The sequence below is a fragment of the Paenibacillus montanisoli genome (genome assembly GCF_003268025.1).
GTDB lineage: Bacteria > Bacillota > Bacilli > Paenibacillales > Paenibacillaceae > Paenibacillus_Z > Paenibacillus_Z montanisoli.
Genome location: NZ_QLUW01000003.1, coordinates 728312 through 745366, shown reverse-complemented (window position 1 = coordinate 745366; position 17055 = coordinate 728312). Strand labels below are relative to the sequence as shown.

At 56.1% G+C, this 17055-nt stretch carries 18 protein-coding genes; 9 read left to right on the top strand and 9 right to left on the bottom strand.

Translation table 11 applies throughout. From position 1 onward, the window contains the following. Window positions 1–85 precede the first annotated feature (85 nt). The 3 genes from DL346_RS19355 to DL346_RS19345 all read left to right on the top strand — a co-directional run bounded on the left by DL346_RS19355 (window position 86) and on the right by DL346_RS19345 (window position 1323). Window positions 86–412: a YtrH family sporulation protein gene (locus tag DL346_RS19355; RefSeq protein ID WP_112884095.1), complete on the top strand. Its 327-nt coding sequence runs from the start codon at window positions 86–88 to the stop codon at window positions 410–412. A gap of 3 nt (window positions 413–415) precedes the next feature. Next, on the top strand, window positions 416–928 hold the full coding sequence (locus DL346_RS19350) for a sporulation membrane protein YtrI (protein ID WP_112883846.1): 513 nt from the start codon (window positions 416–418) through the stop codon (window positions 926–928). A 98-nt stretch (window positions 929–1026) separates the two neighbouring features. Further along, on the top strand, window positions 1027–1323 hold the full coding sequence (locus DL346_RS19345; protein WP_112883844.1) for a YtpI family protein: 297 nt from the start codon (window positions 1027–1029) through the stop codon (window positions 1321–1323). Here the strand turns inward: DL346_RS19345 and DL346_RS19340 are convergent. Beyond that, a complete protein-coding gene (locus DL346_RS19340) occupies window positions 1320–2663 on the bottom strand; it encodes a DRTGG domain-containing protein (protein ID WP_240633317.1) in 1344 nt (447 codons plus the stop codon). The two genes, DL346_RS19345 and DL346_RS19340, sit on opposite strands and share 4 nt — an antisense overlap. 262 nt (window positions 2664–2925) lie before the next feature. On the opposite strand from DL346_RS19340, the gene DL346_RS19335 reads away from it, so the two are divergent. From DL346_RS19335 to DL346_RS19310, 6 genes are read left to right on the top strand one after another with little or no spacing between them, the layout of a single operon-like run. Continuing rightward, window positions 2926–4293 carry a YheC/YheD family endospore coat-associated protein gene (locus DL346_RS19335; RefSeq protein ID WP_112883842.1) on the top strand — a complete coding sequence of 456 codons (1368 nt, stop codon included), beginning with the start codon at window positions 2926–2928 and terminating at the stop codon, window positions 4291–4293. 19 nt (window positions 4294–4312) lie between these two features. Then, window positions 4313–5491, top strand: coding sequence for a YheC/YheD family endospore coat-associated protein (locus DL346_RS19330; protein WP_112883840.1), 1179 nt, complete (start codon window positions 4313–4315; stop codon window positions 5489–5491). Continuing rightward, window positions 5488–6867 carry a YheC/YheD family endospore coat-associated protein gene (locus DL346_RS19325; RefSeq protein WP_112883838.1) on the top strand — a complete coding sequence of 460 codons (1380 nt, stop codon included), beginning with the start codon at window positions 5488–5490 and terminating at the stop codon, window positions 6865–6867. The genes DL346_RS19330 and DL346_RS19325 overlap by 4 nt, the downstream gene beginning before the upstream one ends. Beyond that, a complete protein-coding gene (locus DL346_RS19320; RefSeq protein WP_112883836.1) occupies window positions 6867–8018 on the top strand; it encodes a YheC/YheD family endospore coat-associated protein in 1152 nt (383 codons plus the stop codon). The genes DL346_RS19325 and DL346_RS19320 overlap by 1 nt, the downstream gene beginning before the upstream one ends. Window positions 8019–8034: 16 nt before the next feature. After that, window positions 8035–8487: a GNAT family N-acetyltransferase gene (locus DL346_RS19315; RefSeq protein WP_112883834.1), complete on the top strand. Its 453-nt coding sequence runs from the start codon at window positions 8035–8037 to the stop codon at window positions 8485–8487. Between the two features lie 51 nt (window positions 8488–8538). Beyond that, window positions 8539–9666, top strand: coding sequence for a YheC/YheD family endospore coat-associated protein (locus tag DL346_RS19310; protein ID WP_112883832.1), 1128 nt, complete (start codon window positions 8539–8541; stop codon window positions 9664–9666). Window positions 9667–9741: 75 nt separating this feature from the next. Here the strand turns inward: DL346_RS19310 and DL346_RS19305 are convergent, their stop codons facing one another. The 8 genes from DL346_RS19305 to DL346_RS19270 form a co-directional block, all read right to left on the bottom strand. Continuing rightward, window positions 9742–10422 carry an HAD family hydrolase gene (locus DL346_RS19305; protein ID WP_276311568.1) on the bottom strand — a complete coding sequence of 227 codons (681 nt, stop codon included), beginning with the start codon at window positions 10420–10422 and terminating at the stop codon, window positions 9742–9744. 70 nt (window positions 10423–10492) lie between these two features. Next, window positions 10493–11575, bottom strand: coding sequence for a phosphodiester glycosidase family protein (locus tag DL346_RS19300; RefSeq protein ID WP_112884093.1), 1083 nt, complete (start codon window positions 11573–11575; stop codon window positions 10493–10495). 263 nt (window positions 11576–11838) lie between these two features. Continuing rightward, on the bottom strand, window positions 11839–12408 hold the full coding sequence (locus DL346_RS19295) for a manganese catalase family protein (protein ID WP_112883828.1): 570 nt from the start codon (window positions 12406–12408) through the stop codon (window positions 11839–11841). A gap of 36 nt (window positions 12409–12444) precedes the next feature. After that, the gene (locus DL346_RS19290) at window positions 12445–12708 is read right to left on the bottom strand and encodes a spore coat protein CotJB (RefSeq protein ID WP_112883826.1); all 264 of its coding nucleotides are present in this window, start codon (window positions 12706–12708) and stop codon (window positions 12445–12447) included. Further along, a complete protein-coding gene (locus tag DL346_RS19285; protein WP_112883824.1) occupies window positions 12701–12937 on the bottom strand; it encodes a spore coat associated protein CotJA in 237 nt (78 codons plus the stop codon). The genes DL346_RS19290 and DL346_RS19285 overlap by 8 nt, the downstream gene beginning before the upstream one ends. A 205-nt stretch (window positions 12938–13142) precedes the next feature. Beyond that, window positions 13143–14483: a hemolysin family protein gene (locus DL346_RS19280; protein WP_240633294.1), complete on the bottom strand. Its 1341-nt coding sequence runs from the start codon at window positions 14481–14483 to the stop codon at window positions 13143–13145. Window positions 14484–14525: 42 nt separating this feature from the next. Continuing rightward, on the bottom strand, window positions 14526–15662 hold the full coding sequence (gene yfkAB / locus DL346_RS19275; protein WP_112883823.1) for a radical SAM/CxCxxxxC motif protein YfkAB: 1137 nt from the start codon (window positions 15660–15662) through the stop codon (window positions 14526–14528). Between the two features lie 166 nt (window positions 15663–15828). Then, window positions 15829–16944, bottom strand: coding sequence for an HD-GYP domain-containing protein (locus tag DL346_RS19270; RefSeq protein ID WP_112883821.1), 1116 nt, complete (start codon window positions 16942–16944; stop codon window positions 15829–15831). Window positions 16945–17055 lie beyond the last annotated feature (111 nt).

Sequence of the window (17055 nt, the reverse complement as noted above, 5' to 3'; positions counted from 1 at the left end):
TAATGGCGTCCCTCCCGCCCATAGAATGGACTAAGGGGGACGAGCTGCGCGCCTCCTAGTTCTCTGGAAGGGTGAGCGTTTGACCATGGACTCCTTCTTAACGAAAGCAACGATCGACTTCTTCATCGCCTTCGGCGTCGTATTCGGCGGCTCCATGCTGGCGGGCATCGGATCCGTCTTCGTGCTGGCCGCGCCGGCCGCCATTATGATCGATACCGCCGCTAGGCTTAAAATTTGGGCGCTTGTGGCTGCCGTCGGCGGTACGATCGACCCGATGCGGGCCATCGAGAGCAATTTAATCGAAGGACATCTTTCGCCGGTTGTGCTGCAAATCGCATACATCCTGTGTGCGTTTCTAGGCGCGCATATGGGTACCGAGCTTATCCGATGGCTGTGCAGAGGGGCGGGATGACCGATGCGGGTACCGCCTTTTGAACGATATACGAGGCTGGTGCAGGCGGCGGCCTACATCGTGCTTGGCGCGATACTCGGCGCAATGGCCTATCATGCCGTGTTCTTCATGAATTTCAACGCGCTGAGGGACAGCTATACGTCGCTGGAGGACAAGCTGAACGAATATGAGGATCGAATCGAGAAGCTGAATAAGTTCAGAGATCAGCATACGGTCATTCAGAGCATATTGCCGATTTTACTCGACAGCAAGGATCCCAAATGGCCCGAAATCACGGATGAAAGCGTAAAGTCGGCGCTTAAAGCGAAGCTGAAGAAGGATTTGGACGCGCTCGTCGGTACCAGCATTTACAAAATCAATGCCAATGCCGAGCTGGCGTGGAAGCTGCTCGACGGCAAAATGTACACGATCGAGGGAAATAAAGAGTTCACCGTGGAGATCCGGACGATACTCGTCGTCGATAACGTGCTTCAAGTCTGGTTCCGCGCGAAGGCGTACGATCGGCCGATCAACTGAGCCCCGCGTTATGTACCGTTTCGCCTGCAGCTGCAATTCATGGTACAATGAGGCATAAATTGAAGCTGCACAGCTTATAAGGAGTTGCAATTGAAGTCATGGAAACTGCTTTACACTGGGCTATCGTCATCATCGTCTGCGGTTCATCGCTGCTTTCGGTTTATTTCAGCTATAAGGCGCGACGTTCCTCGGATGCCCGGCTTCGGGGCATGAACGCCGCCCGGATGAATATGAGCATGGGCGTCATGCTGATCTTCATCGCCTTGTTCATGATGCTGGCGTATAGCGGCTCAACGATCAAGGTCATCATCGGCGCCTTGTTCATCGTTCTCGGCGTGTTCAACCTGTTCGCAGGCTTGCGCAACAATAGCATCTACCGCTCGATGAAAGGTTAGTACGGATCGATCAGCTGCGCCGTCAGCAGCGCTTTGGCAGCCAGGCCGCCGGGGTCCTTCAGCTCGATTTCGAGCTTGGCGCTCTTGCGGCTCATCTCCAGCAGGCTCGGCTGGATGACAACCACGCTCTCCAGCTGGACGGGCCGGACGAAATACGTCGTCATGCTCTCAATGACGTAATCCCGCTTCCCCAGCTCACGAATTAACCCTCTTGCCGCCTGGTTCATCAAGGTGACGAGCACCCCTTCGGAAATGGTGCCGAACGTGCCGGACATTTGCGGCGTAATCCGTCCCTCGTACAGCCACTGACCACCCTGTTCACCCTCTTTCTTCACAAATCCCGCCCCAATCAATTCGTCGAACGTTTCACCCGATTCCTTCTGTTTGCCCGCATACCGCATCGCCTCAAGCACTTCGCTGCGGCTGAGCGCCGCGAGCAGCTTGCGGTTCTTGTCTACGATCGGCAGCAGGTCGATTCCTTCCGCGGCCATCGTATGCGCAGCCGATGCAATAGGGATGTTCGGCGCAGCCGTTATCGGGCTTCGCGTCATCAACCGCTCCACGGGCTGGGAATCCGCCGCTCCTTCGGCATCCTTGGCCGTCATAATGCCGATGACTCGTCCGCGTTCATCCAGTACCGGAAACCGCGTGCCGCCGACACGGCTGGCGAGCGCGACATAGTCCGCCTTCGTTTCGCCGAGCCTCATCGTTTCGACCGGACGGCTGTAGGTGACAATGTCCTCGACAAGCATGATTTTTTGCCGGATCAGCCGGTCGAACATGGCGCGGTTGATCATCGATGCGACCGTGAACGTATCATGTCTCGACGAAATAATCGGCAGTCCCCGCTCATCCGCCAGCCTCTTGACGTCATCGCTCGTGCCGAAGCCCCCCGTAATCAGCACCCCTGCCCCTTGCTCCAATGCGCAGCGGTGCGCGCCAAGCCGGTTGCCGACGATCAAGAGACTGCCCGCGTCGATATAGCGTACCATCGCATCCAGCTCCATTGCGCCGATCACGAACTTATGCAGCGTTTTCTCCAATCCCGCCGCGCCGCCATACAGCTCGCCTTGCACGATGTCGACCACTTCCCCGAACGTCAGCCGGTCGAGCGACTCCCGGTTCTTCCGCTGAATCCGGACGGTGCCGATCCGTTCCTTCGTGCTGACCAGTCCTGTGGACTCCGCTTCCTTAATGGCCTTGTAGGCGGTACCTTCGCTGACATCGAGCTCTTCGGCCATCGTGCGCACGGATAATTTCGTACCGATTTCAAGCTGCTGGATATACTGCATGAGACGCTCGTGTTTCGTCTGCGCCTCCTGCCCCTTTCCTCCGGAAATCAAGGCGGTTTCCTCCTCTGTCCTACCGAGTGTACGGCTTGTACTAGTTCTATATTAGCAGATGCGCATCCTGCTGACACGGCCCGCATGCGAGGTCAAGTACTCGGAAAAAGGGCATTTCCCCCCTCTATTTCATGAAAACTGAGAATGTCCGCCAATCACCAAGGGATAGATGTCCTCATATGATGAAGTAATTCGTGTGAAAATCCCTACGACCGCAAGCTGCACGTCGTCATCCTCCAGCTTGGAAGGAGATCCGTCGATGCTGAAATCGAAAGTCGCCGTTCAGGTGATCAGTCCCGGCATCCTGCCGGATGATGCCATCATGCTCGGCGATGCTTATGTGAGACAATGGAAAATACCGCAAGGACAGCCGATTTTGCTGAAGTTCGGTGCCTTCCGCCATTATGTCAAGGTCGTCCCGGTCGAACGGTTTGACGGTATGCGCATCGGGCAGAGCTTAGCCCGGGCGATGGGGCTGCTAACGACAACAACGCTGCGGCTCCGATACCGTCAAGATAACGCTACGCTCGCGCTTGGTCCGCTAATCGGCGTGCTGATCAGCCGCGATAATCCTGAGCAGCAGGATCGGCCGTTCGGAAACATCACCTTGTTCTGCAAGGAGCTCGTAGACGCCTGCGCCGCGCAAGGCGCCCACGTGTACTTTTTCACGCCTGATCATATTAAAGGCAACTACAACTCCCTTGAAGGCTGGGTCTATGCCGACGGATGGCGGAAAATCATAGTTCCCGTGCCGGACGTGGTCAACAACCGGCTAACCTCGCGCAAGCTGGAAAACAGGCCGAATGTCCAGCTCTTCGTCAAGGAAACGATGCTTCGCCACAACAGCATCATCTTCAATGAGAAGTTTCTCGATAAAGCGGAGGTGTTCGAGGCGCTGAGCAAGGACCCTTCGCTGGGCCGCTATTTGCCGGAGTCGCATGTGCTGCGCAGCTCTCAGGTGTTGAAATCGATGTGCCAAAAGTATCATACCGTCTTCCTGAAGCCGGTACGCGGCAGCCTGGGTAAAGGCATTATCCGAATCTCCCGCATGGATGCCAATTCCTATTCCGCCCAGTATGCCACAACGCTCGGCACGCGAAAGCAGCATTTCGGAGGGATTGATAAGCTTTATGCTTCCCTTGCAGGAAAAATGAAAACGGTCCGTTACCAAATCCAGCAAGGGCTGCACTTAATCGACATTATGGGCCGCCCCGTCGATTTCCGGGCGCTCGTGCAGAAGAACGAAAAGGGCATATGGGCGCTGACTTCCATCGTCGCCCGTACGGCCGGCTCTCACCATTTCGTATCGAACTTGGCCCGCGGCGGGACGTTGAGCACGGTCAGGGAAGCGGTGAGCAAATCCAACCTGTCGCACGCGAACGGTCATGACGCGCCAGCGAAGCTGCAGCGTGCCGCGCTGGAAATCGCCAAGGGGATCGATACCCACATTCCCGCCCATTTCGGCGAGCTCGGCATCGATCTGGCGATGGATGCAAGCGGCCGCGTATGGCTGCTTGAGGTCAACTCCAAGCCGTCCAAGAACGACAACACGCCGATGCCGGATCAGAAGATTCGTCCTTCCGTCCGAAATATGATCCGTTACGCAAGGCATCTGGCTGAATTTTAACGTAAAGGAGGAAGCGGTGATGGCTGAGCTTCAGCACGGCAGCGTCCTCGGCATTTTGATCAGTGAATTAGGGTCCCCAAGCTTAGGCGAGGAAGGGCCGCTTGCGATGCCCGAAGATTCGTTCTGCCGGCAGTTGGTCCGGTACGGGCAATCGCTTGGCCTGTTCGTCTATTTGTTTTGCGCGACGCATGTCGCCGCGGCCCAGGGCCGTTTCATCAAAGGCTACGTGCTGAGGCAGGGCGAGTGGCGGCAGGAGAGCTGTCCGCTCCCCGACGTGCTCTATGACCGCGCGCTGCCGAAGTCGGCCGCGCAGCATAGAGACGGACGCGCGGCGCTCGCGGAGCTGAAGAAGCTCAAGCCCTGCGTGCTGCTGAATGGCAGCCTTCCCGGTAAATTGGACGTTTACCTCGGGCTGGAACGCGATATGGAGCTGTCTCCATGGCTGCCTGCCACTTACAAGTTCGAAGGAGCGGCCGGGCTAAAGCCTCTGATGAACCAGCACCCGGAGGGACTGTTTCTCAAGCCCGCTGCGGGCAGCCACGGAAAAGGCGCCATCCGCCTGCTCCGGAAGGGAGACGGCTGGCAGATCGACGGCAGAGACCGGCGGAACCGCATGCTGGCGCTAACGTTCTCCGACTGGCCTGACGCGTCCCGCTGGCTGGACCGTTTCGTCTCGGGCGTGACCTATATTGTTCAACCCTATTTGACCCTTGCCGGCGAGGACGGCTGCTCGTTTGACGTTCGCGTGCTGATCCAGAAGGATGAAACAGGCAAGTGGGCTTACACCGGCGCCGCTGTCCGAACAGGGCAACCAGGAAGCGTAACCGCCAACCTGCACGGCGGCGGCTCCGCCCAAACGGCGATGGATGCTTTAACTGCACGCTATGGCAGTGAAGCCGCAGGCAGGCTGCTCGGGCGGATCCGCTGGATCAGCGAGCGGGCCGCCGCTGCGCTGGAAAATCGTTTTGGCCGGATTGCCGAGCTCGGGATCGATTATGGGATCGAGCCGGACGGCCGGATCTGGCTGCTGGAAGCAAACGCCAAGCCTGGCAGAAAGTCGCTGGATAGCGATGAGCAGGCCGCACGGCTGGCTGTAGAACGACCGATTCGTTATGCCTTAAAGCTCGCCTTACGCAGGCAACCGGTATTTCCGTTTAGCCGAAATCAAAGGAGATCCATCCAGGAGGTTCATCCATGAGTTTGACATCTTGTCACGTACACTTCTCCCCATCAAGCGAGCGCATCGTTTACTTGTCGGGCTCACTCCTTAAATCGCTGAAGCTTGCCGGCAAGAAAACGATCCAGCTGAAGCTAGGGCACGAAAGCGTCACGGCTGCCATCAAGCCGATTCAACGGCAAGGCCACCATCTCTATTTGTCCGCGGGCATACGCCAAACGATCCGCGTTCCGAAGGCCGGCAGCATTTCCTATATTCAAGGCGATGAAAACGAGGTTCAGCTCGGGCCACTGATCGGCGTCTTGACCGACGGAATCCGTTCCACCTCCGACTCGCCGTTCGGCGCGCGCACGGGGTATATCCGCCAGCTGCTGCGGATGGGAGAGCGCAAAGCTTATTTCTTCGCCTTTACGCCGCGCGACGTCAATTGGAATCAGGGGACGATCAACGGCTTCTTCTTGAACAGCTCGGGCAGCTGGTACCGGAAGGTCGTTCCGCTCCCGGACGTTGTGTATAACCGCCTGCCCAGCCGTCATGCCGAAACGACGGCCAGCATCATGTCGCTGAGGGAAAGGTTCATTCGCAAGGGCGTCCCGTTCTTCAACTGGAGCTTCTTCAATAAATCCGACGTCTACAAGCTGCTGGACAAAGATGTCGAAGCGCTCGAGCATTTGCCGGAGTCCGTCAACAACCCGCGGGCCGAGAAAATCAAAGAAATGCTCGAGAAGCATCAGTTTATCTATTTCAAACCGACGGCCGGCAGCCTGGGCATCGGCATTTACCGGCTGACTTACCATCCGAAGCGCGGTTATTTCGCCAGATACCGCAAAGGCGGAACGAACGTGCTGCTCCGCTTTACCAGCTTCTCCAGCCTCATGCGCATGCTGGAGACGCGGCACGGCAGCGGATTGGGCCGGTATGTCAGCCAGCAGGGCGTGCGGCTCATCGAAATCGACGGATGTCCGATCGACTTCCGATTCCATATGCACAAGAACGGCGAAAACAAATGGGTGCCGGTCGGCATCGGCGCCAAGAAGGCGGGGCGTGGCAGCGTCACGACGCACATCAAGAATGGCGGCCAGCTGCTGACGCCGGATCAGGCGCTCAAGCAGGTGTTCGGCGATGAGGCAGACGAAGTATTGCAGAAAGCAAAGGATGTTTCCGTGAAGCTCTCGGAAGCGATCGAACGGAACTTCCCGCATACGCTGGGCGAGCTCGGACTGGATATCGGCATCGACAAGGACGGCGAGGTATGGATGTTCGAAGCCAACGCCAAGCCGGGCCGCTCGATCTTCAGCCATCCGCAGCTTCGCGCACAGGGGCGTGAATCCATCAGCCATATTTTGGACCACTGCATGTACTTGAGCAAGTTCACCGGGCAAGGAGGCGAGGATTAATGGCGCTCGTAATTCACGAAGATACAGCAGCACCGTTAGAGGCCGCCTCCATTCAGCGCAGACAGCCTGTGCTCGCGATCCTGACGATCGAGGATGATCTCCAGCTGTTCCGCGGCAACAGAGGTAACTTTTCGGACATCATCGCCATGGGCACCGAATTCGGCTTCCTTGTATATGTCATAACCGCCAAGCAGCTTAAGCTTCGCCGCAAGCTGCTTGACGGCTTCACTTACAATCCGGATACGGATAGCTGGGAGCAGCAGAAGTTCCCAAGTCCCGACCTCATTTACAACCGTATTCCGCTCCGCGAGGATGAGCTGCAGCCGGAAGTTAGACGAAAGCTCGCCGCATGCCACCGGCATCCTCGCATTCAAATCTTTAACCCGTCCTTCTTCAACAAGTGGAGTTTATTCAAGTGGCTTCGGCAGTCGCGTACGACTTCGCCGTACATTCCGGCCACGCGACGGCTCCTCACCGTCAGCGGACTCGGAAAAATGATGCTGAAGCACAAATACTTGTACTTGAAGCCGGTCAGCGGCAAAGCCGGCAAAGGGATCATGACGATCCAGCTGCAGCCGGAGAAGGCTCTTCCTTACTTGCTTAAGATCCAGGGCGACCGCGGCAGCACCACGTACAACTGCGGATCGATCGGGAAGCTCTGGTCCCGGATCGTCAAAGAAAGCAGCGGCGAACGCTACATTGCCCAGCAAGGCATCCAGCTCGCCGCCTTTAACGAGCGCAGCTTCGACCTTCGCACACTCGTGCAGAAGAACCGGCGCGGACAATGGGATATCTCCGGCATAGGCGCCCGCGTCGCCGGATCGTACAGCATCACGACTCATGTACCGCGCGGCGGCAGCATCGAGGATCCCGAGAAGCTGCTTGTCAGCGTATTTGGCCAAGACGAGGCACGTAAACTGCTAGTAAAAGCCCGCAATGCCGCACTGATCATCGCCCGCCAGATCGAGCGCGGCTCCGGCCGCCGCTTGGCGGAAATGTCCATGGACCTTGGCGTCGACATACTAGGCAATGTGTGGTTTTTCGAAGCCAACTCGAAGCCGATGAAGTTTGACGAGCCGGACATCCGGAGACGCTCGCTGGAGCGGATCTTCCACTACAGCCAGTATCTGCTGAAGCAAAAAGGGCTATAGCGAGGAGTGATCGGCCGTGCAGGTCAAGCTGCTGACGCCGTCCCAATGGTCGGCTGCCAAAGAGAAAGTGACCCGCTTCCTGTACCGTTACGGCGATAACCGCATCACGAACGCCGCGCTGGTTGCGCTGAGGGAGCTCCCTCATGCGCAGCTGGCAGAAGGCCGTTCCGGCGAGGCGCCATCAGCCGCGATAGCAGTTGCCATCTCGAGCAGCGGGAAGCTGATGGCTTGCGCCTTCGCGGAAGATGGCGGCGAGCGCGCCTGCTTTGTCGTCGTCGCCCCGGAGTTCCGCGGCCAAGGCGCGGGCAGCGCGCTCCTTAAGGCGCTTCGCCGGCGTCTCGGGTCGCTCACCTGCTCCGTCGCCTCCGATAACGCGCCCAGCATGGCGATGTGCTTCCGGGCCGGCATGAAAGCCGTCAGCCTGCATACCGGGCCGACCGGCAAGCCGACGCTGCGGTTCGAAATCTAATAGGAAAGCGATGTGGTTTTGCCTCCGGCAAAACCTTTAGGAGGATTTGCTATGTCTCAGCCGGTTCTAGGCATCCTGACTCTTTATCTGAACGATAGCGGAATGCTTGAGGAGAAACCGATCTATACACGCATGATATTGTCCGGCAAGAAGCTCGGTCTTGACGTATTTGTGTTTACGCCGGCGGATGTAAATTACTCGACCAACCGCATCAATGCCCATATCTATGATACCGAATCCAAAAGCTGGTCGCGCAGGTGGCGCTCCTTCCCCCACATGATCTATGACCGTTGCCGGATTCAGAAGAGCCATAGGTTTGTACAGCTTAGAAATTTCAGGCAAAAATACGGCCACCTGACATTCCTGAATCGGGTGCTGCGCAACAAATGGACGGTATACCGGACGATGCGGAAGGAAGTCGACTTCATCCCTCATCTTCCGATGACCCAAATGTACGAGAACTCAAGCGACTTGACGGAGATGCTCCGCAAGTATCCGCTTGTATACTTGAAGCCGATCAACGGGACCGGCGGAAGAGGCATCCTGCGCATCGAGAAGCAGCAGGACGGCTATTTTTTGATTCAAGGCAGAGATCAAGACCGGCGCATCATCCGTCCGCAGCGCGCATCGATTGCAGGCGTGCATGGGCGGCTTGCTTCTTGGAATCTAAAGGATAACCGCTACATCGTGCAGCAAGGGATCCAGCTGAAGCTGCCTAACGGACGCGTGCACGATTACCGGATGCTGGTGCAGAAGAACGGCATCGGGGAATGGGAAGTGACGGGCTGCGCAGGGCGAATCGGAGCCTCCGGCAGCATCACCTCCAATCTTCATGGCGGCGGTCGAGCGATCAAAATGCAGACGCTGCTCACCGACTGGATCAAGGATGAGGAGAGGGCGGACGAGGTCCGGCTGAAGGCGGAAGAGCTCGGCGTTAAGATCGCGGCGTTTCTGGAAGAATCATATGGGCGGCTGTGCGAGCTGGCGCTCGATCTCGCCATCGACCGTAAGGGACAAATCTGGCTGCTTGAGGTCAATCCGAAGCCTGCTCGCGAAGTCTTCATCCAGGCCGGAGAACGGGAAACCTACAAGCAAGCGATCATACGGCCGCTGGAATACGCCTTATGGCTGTACGAACAGAAGAAACGGAGAGAAAAAATCGCGCCCGCGATCGATTGACGGGATTGTCAGCTCCATGCACAGACAAAAGGCGGCACGAGCCTCTTCGCGCATGCCGCCTTTCTCATGTCTAATTTAAGATTGCGATAACCGGAGCAGCTCGCGGAAGTCGGTAATGAGCGCATCCGCTCCCGTCAGCTCTTCCTTCCGGCCATACACGGCATAGGCGCACCCGACAACGCCTAGATCGTTGCTCTTGCCCGCTTCCACATCGGAGGACCGGTCCCCGACCATCCATGCCTTCTTGATACCGTGATCCGCCATAAGACGCGCGACGAGATGAACCTTCGAGGCGGTACCGTATTCTCCCGCGCTGTACAAGCCGTCGAACAGGGGGGCGATTCCTTTGTACCGGGCAACTTCCTTTACATACTTCTCGAGGCCGTTGCTGGCGACAAACAGCTTGAAGCCTTCCTCCTTGAGCGACTGCAGCGTCTCCGCCACATGCGGATAAAGCGAACCTTCTCCGGCCGCCAAGCCCTCCAGCTCATACTGGAGCAGCAGCTCGTCCGCCCGTCTCTGCGCCCTTTCCGTGCCATCGGGCATTACCTTGCGCCAGATGTCCTCCAGCAGCATGCCGAGACAGCCCAGCAGCTTCTCGACGGGCGGCGTCGGACTCATGTACAAGCCCTCCGCGCGAAGCGTCTCAAAAATGCGCTCATGCACGTGTACGAGCAGCGTATCCGTTTCGAATAAAGTGCCGTCCATATCAAAAATAATGGCCTCCGGCCGCGACAATGCAACGTTGCTCTGCAAGCTGATATCCCCTTTTCGCATTATTGCCCTCTATCATACTGGAAAAGAAGACAGGCACGCAACCATTCGTTTACCATTTTCCTGGATCGATATCCCCCGGCTTCAAACCTTCCCATACATTGGCAATGTTCGCTTGCTCCGGATGCTCGAACACGAGGAACGCCGTCGGCAGATAGCGGCCCTCGCTGCTCTTCGTCGACGGCTTGTTCAGCACTTGCCCGTCCTTGACCAATACCGTCGACGAGCCGCCGTCCAAATTCGCCGCAATAACGGCTCCACGCTCCAGCATGATTTGCTGCACGTCATACAGATTGGCGCCTACGCTGTGACCAGGCTGCCGGCCGTCGATGACGACGAACAGGATGGCGCCGTCCTCCCGCTGCCCCATGGCCGTCCTCGGCGCGATGCCCCAGCCGTCCGCCGCATTCTTAATGAGTCCCTTGCCGTTTACGATAATGCGGGGCTGAAACGTAACGGCTTCCTGAACGCCCATTTGCTGCAACTCGCCAAGCGAGTAACGGCCTGCAACCATTTTCCCGTCGCGGTCAATGCCAACGACTTGAGTTGTCTTCGATTTGCCCAAGTCACTATAGAACAGCTTGCCTCCGGACATGACGATGCCGATCGGCTGAAAGCCGTTGCCTTGCCAATTGGGGTCGGCGAATCCGCCGCCATTGACGCCGGCAATCGCCCCGGTCCGCTCCACCATGCTGCGCACGCGCTCTCCGCGTCCCTTGTTCTCCGGAACGCCGATGCGGATTTTGGTCGGGTCGTTCACAGTCATGACGTAGCCGCTGTAACCGGCGCCGGAGATTGCCTCGATTTCCACGAGCGGCTTCTCGACGGGCGGCGCAGGCTGCGCGCTTGCTTCCTGGACGGGGGGAACTGCGGCAGGCTGCGGCTCTAAATGGATTTCGTGCGTATCCCGCTCCTCTCCCATCGCGTTAAATCGCTGCTGATAAGCCTGCACGCGCGCATCCAGTTGACGCTGCCCGATAATATATTTCGCCCAGTGACGATGCTGCGTTGTGATGAGAGTATCCGCCATCAAATAGCGAAACTCGCTGCCGGATGGCGTCAACAGCAGCCAGCCGATCGCAGCGAGACCGAGCAGCAGAAATACAGCGCCGCTGATCGCAATGACGCGAAGCATACGCCTCAGGCGCTTCGAAATCGCATCATTCGCATGAATTCGTTTTGATTCGATAGAAACAGGTACATTGGATGACATCCCCGTCTTCCGCCTCGCTTTCCCGACTTCAAACCACTGTACCTAGTAAACGCGGCTCATAATATAAAAGTTTCAGTCGAATGATGGTTTTGACAAAACTAGTGGCATTTCGCCAAATAACCGCAAAAAAAGCCGGTCCCGTCGAAGGGCCAGCTTTCTGCGAAAAGCCTATGGAACGGCCAAAGCTAAAAGATTTTTCTCGTGCCCTGGTCGGCTTTGATGATCTCGACTGCTTCTTTGAAACGCATCGCATGGACAATCTCCCGCTCCCGCAGAAATTTGAGCCCGTCTTGTAAGTCGACATCGTCCGTCATATCAATGATCCACTGATAGGTCGCGCGCGCCTTCTCCTCCGCCGCGATGTCCTCGTACAAATCGGCCAACGGGTCGCCCTTAGCCTGAATGTAAGCGGCAGTCCACGGCACGCCGGAGGAATTATTGTAGAATAAGCCATTATCATGGATGACATAATTAGGCCCGAGTCCCGCTTCTTCCATTTGCTGCGGCGTTGCATCCTTCGTTAGTTTGTAAATCATCGTCGCGATCATCTCTAGGTGGGCAAATTCCTCCGTGCCGATGTCCGTCAGCAGGCCGATGACCTTATTCGGAATGGAGTACCGCTGATTCAAATACCGAAGTGCAGCGGACAGCTCGCCGTCTGCTCCGCCATACTGCTCGACCAGGTAGCGGGCCACTCTAGGATCGCATTTGCTGACCCTAACGGGATACTGCAGCTTCTTCTCGTAGATCCACATGGAACATCCTCCTCTCTCCGATAAGCGCGTCGGCTGTTATACCTGCCATGGCCATGGGCATTCGATCCACTGCCACGGGTATTTCGAGTAGCTGTGGCCGAACTGCATGAGCGGACCGTACTGCATCTCGAACTGCATCGCGCACTGCTGGCGCTGCTGAGCCAGTTGATTGAACTGCTGCAGCGCCTGCAGGTCGTTCGGATGCGTATCGAGGTACAGCGTCAGCTCTATTAAGGCAAAATCAAGCTGCTGCAGCTCGAGCAGCTTGTGGTAATAATTTTCATCCAGCTGCTTATTCATCGCTTTGCTGCCCCCTCATACTGCTTCTAGCTTCGTATGGTCCATATAATGCCGGCCACAGCGTCCCCAGCCTCAGCGCTTCAGGCAATGAAAATTGCGGCAAGTTCATCGGCTGATAAGGAATGAGCTCATTCGGCGGCACGTAGTACGATTTCACGTATTTAGGCGGGCAAGGATCAAAAGGACCTACGAAGGGGTACCAATCTCTTGTCGGCTTCGTCGCATTCACCTGCTTCTCCTCCTAATAACCGGATCAGGTCGGTCAGATTCGAATTCCACTCCTAACTATATGACGGCCATCTCATAACATTCCAGGTTGCTGCGGTTCGAGCCTATGATTTCCCGGGTAATAGAGGCATTGAAATGAAAAAAGCCGATGCTTTTCATCGGGGATGAAGGCATCGGCTTGTATCCGTTTATTCTGTTTCTTCCGTTTATACTGTTTCTTCAGATTCCGGTACCGTGTCCTGCTTGACCCGGTAAATAAAGACGCGCAGCACGCGGAGCCGTTCGCTCTCCGCCACCTCGAAGGCATAATCCGCGAACATCACCTTTTTCCCTTTATCCGGGTTGCCTTCAAGCTGCGTAAAGAGCCAGCCGCCGATCGTATCGACGTCCTCGTCTTCAATATCCAAATGAAACATATCGTTGATTTCTTCGATGAGCATCCGGCCGTCGACAGAGGTCACGTCGCCTTTGACTACAATGTCCGGCTGCGTATTGTCGAATTCATCATGAATCTCGCCGACAATCTCCTCCAAAATCAGCTCCGTCGTAAGCATGCCCGCCGTACCGCCATACTCATCGACGACTATGGCCAGCTGCGAATGCTTTCGCTGCATCAGCTTCAGCACGTGGCTGATTTCCATCGATTCCGGCACGTTTAGAATCGGACGGAGAAATTTCTGAAGCGTCTGCTCCTCGTCCGGATCGGACGTCAACAGGTCCGTAATATGTACGAAGCCGATCAGCTGATCTTTATCTTCCACGCAAACCGGATAGCGGGTATGCTTCGAGGCATAAACGATCTTCATGTTTTCTTCGAAGGATAGATTGGCGTACAGGCAGTCCATGTCCGTCCTCGGCAGCATTACTTCCCGCGCCAACCGGTCGGAAAATTCGAAAATATTGTCAAACAGCCGCAGCTCATCCTTGTCGATAATGCCGCTCTTGGCGCTTTGGTCCATCAAGATCCGGATTTCTTCCTCCGTATGCGCCGAATCATGCTCGCCGGCCGGCTCGACGCCGAACAGCTTCAGCAGCTTGTTCGCGGAGCCGTTGAGCAGCCAAATGACCGGCAGAAACATCCGGTAAAAGAAAAGCAGCGGCGCCGACAGCCAAAGCGAGGTCGACTCGGATTTCTGAATGGCCAGCGATTTAGGCGCAAGCTCGCCGAGCACGATATGCAGAAACGTAATAACGAGAAAACCGATCAAGACGGAAACGGTATGGACGAGCGTATCATCCGTCCATCCGAGGTGGAAGAAGATCGGCTCCACGATCAAATCGGAAATGGCCGGCTCCCCTACCCAACCGAGACCGAGGGAGGCCAGCGTTATGCCGAGTTGCGTGGCCGACAGATACGCATCCAGCTTCCGGTTGACCGCGAGCGCGTATTTGGCCCGTTTATGCCCTTCATTGGACAATTGGGTCAAGCGCGATTGGCGCACCTTGACGATCGAGAACTCCGCCGCCACGAAAAATCCGTTCAACAACACAAGAATTAGGACCACGCATAGGTTTAACAGAATTCGGCCTGTTTCAAATTCATGCAAAAGCTTCGTCCGCTCCCTTCATCGGCTTGTCGCCGCTGTCTGCTATAGGATGGCCCGCCGGGCGCCAAAATCGACATCCCGGTAATACATATCCCGAACGAGCAGATTCGGCCCGCAGCAAGCTGCAGCCGGGCAATGGCAATCCACGCTCCGCGCGAGCGGATGGCGGAGCCATCGGTCGAATAAGTCATCCAGACGGTCACTGCCAATATTGCCGAACGCCGGAACATCCGAGAAATCGGTGACAAACACGTCGCCCGTAAACAAATTCACGTTCAGCCGGTTGCGGCCATCCGGATCGTTCCGTACCGTGACATGCGGTTCGGACGCAAGACGCGCGAGCAGCTTGCGGTCCTCCGCGCTTTCATTGCAGTGGTAGAACGGCAGCGTGCCGAAGAGCATCCAGACGGAAGGGTCGCGGCTGTCGAGCAAGGAAGCGATGGCATCGCGCATCTGAGCCGTCGAGATGACCGGCAGATCAGAAGCGAAAGCGCTCGGATACATCGGATGAACTTCATGCCGCTTGCAGCCCATCTCCACAATGAGCTTATGAATCTCCGGCATTTTGTCGAAGGTCCGGTAATTGATCATCGACTCTGCGGACACGAACAATCCGCCCTCGCTGAGCCGCCTTGCATTATCGATCATCCGCTCGTACATCCTCGCAGCCGTTTCCTTTGCTACCGCATGGCCGCTCTTGGCAAAGCCGATCTGATGGAAATCGTCGCTGCTCGTGTAGTTAAACGAAATGTGCATGACATCCAAATACGGAGCGATCGCTTCGTACCGGCCGTAATCCAGCGTCACATTGGAGTTGATCTGCGATGAAATGCCCCGGCTGCGCGCATATTTCAGCAGCGGAATCATGTATTCCTTGACCGTGCGCTCGGAGAATGTCGGTTCCCCGCCCGTAATGCTAATCGTCTTGAGATGCTCGACCTCATCGAGCCGGCGCAGCATCTGATCGAGCGGCAGCTTCGCCGGTTCGGCCATGACGAGCGTATCGCCTACGGCGCAGTGCTCGCAGCGCATATTGCATAAATTGGAAAGCGTCATTTCCACGCTGGTCAGCACGTGACGCCCATGCTCACGCAAGGAATAAATCGGATCCCAAGGGTCATTCGAGGGAGAATAGAACAATGTCGGATCTGGTTTTAGGAATGGAACGGCATTTTGCATTTGCTTCAGCACCTTACTTTGTCAAGATAAACGAACGTTCTTCAATGGTTTTCTTTTATTGTAATGTCCTCCGTCGTCCGTTGCAAACATCACGGGCAAAAGAAGAAAAGGAGCCATACGGACGGGCTCCCTTGTTAATAGCTATTCAAGATTGGGACGCGGTCGCCTACACGCTCAAAGCTTCGGCATATGGACGGTCTTCATTGACGCCGACGATCATCGTCGTCAATTGCGTCGACAAATCCACCTCGTACGGCACCTTCAGCTCCTCGCCCATTTCGTTGTTCAATACCCGGACAACGGGCCTATGCGGGCAGGTCGAATTAATATCGACGACTACGCCGCTTTCTCCGGTTTGGAACTTGACGGTGACGCCAAGCGGGTAAATCGCGACCTTATCGCGGAACAACTGCAGCATCCGCTGCTCATACTGCGTTCCGCTTCCGGCATACAGCGATTCGACCGCTTCATGGGGCAGCATCGGACCGCGGTATATCCGCGTTGTCGTCATGGCATCGTAGGAATCGACGAGTCCGATCCACTTGGCGTACTCGTGAATCTGATCTCCTCTGATCCCCCGCGGATATCCGCTCCCGTCCAATCGTTCGTGATGCTGATAGGCGCAATGGGCGGCAATCAGCGGAATATTCGGCTCGTCCTTCAAGAGGAGGTAGCCGCGCTCCGCATGCCGCTTCATTTCCTCGTACTCGTCCCTTGTCAGTTGTCCTTGCTTCTTAAGGATGTTCACGCTGATTTGGGTTTTGCCGATATCATGCAGCATCGCGCCAAGGCCGAGCGTCATCAGCTCGTCCCGTGTGTAGCCGTCCGCAATTCCGAGCAGAGTCGTATACACCGCAACGTTAAGCGAGTGCTGAAACAGATAATCGTCGACGATGCCCATATTCATCAGCATGATCATGGCATCCTTCTGATCGGTCAGATCGTCGATGACCATCGACATGATTTGCTTGAACGATTTCGCGATATACGGATAGGTTACGCCGCTCTTGCGGTTGGGCCGATCCATCAAATCGCGGAAATTGGTTCTTATTTCGCTGAGCGCGCGGTGCCTTGTATCCTCGCTGATCACATCGGGAATGACAAGATCGGCAGTCCGCGGATCTTGGATATAGACAAAATGAATGCCATATTCATAAAGGCGGTTTATTAATTTAGCCGATAATTCGACATTTTCGGCCAAGAGGATAAGCCCTTCCTCGGAAAATATTTTTTTCGCCAATCGCATACCCGGCCGGCACATTTGAATGGGCAATAAACGCATCGAATCGATCCCTGCCTTGCAACATTTTTCCTAAATCTTGTAGGCTAGCAAAAATTCTCGTAATGTTAATGTAAGGGATTTAAGGAAAAAGAGCAATAACAGTTTCGGCAA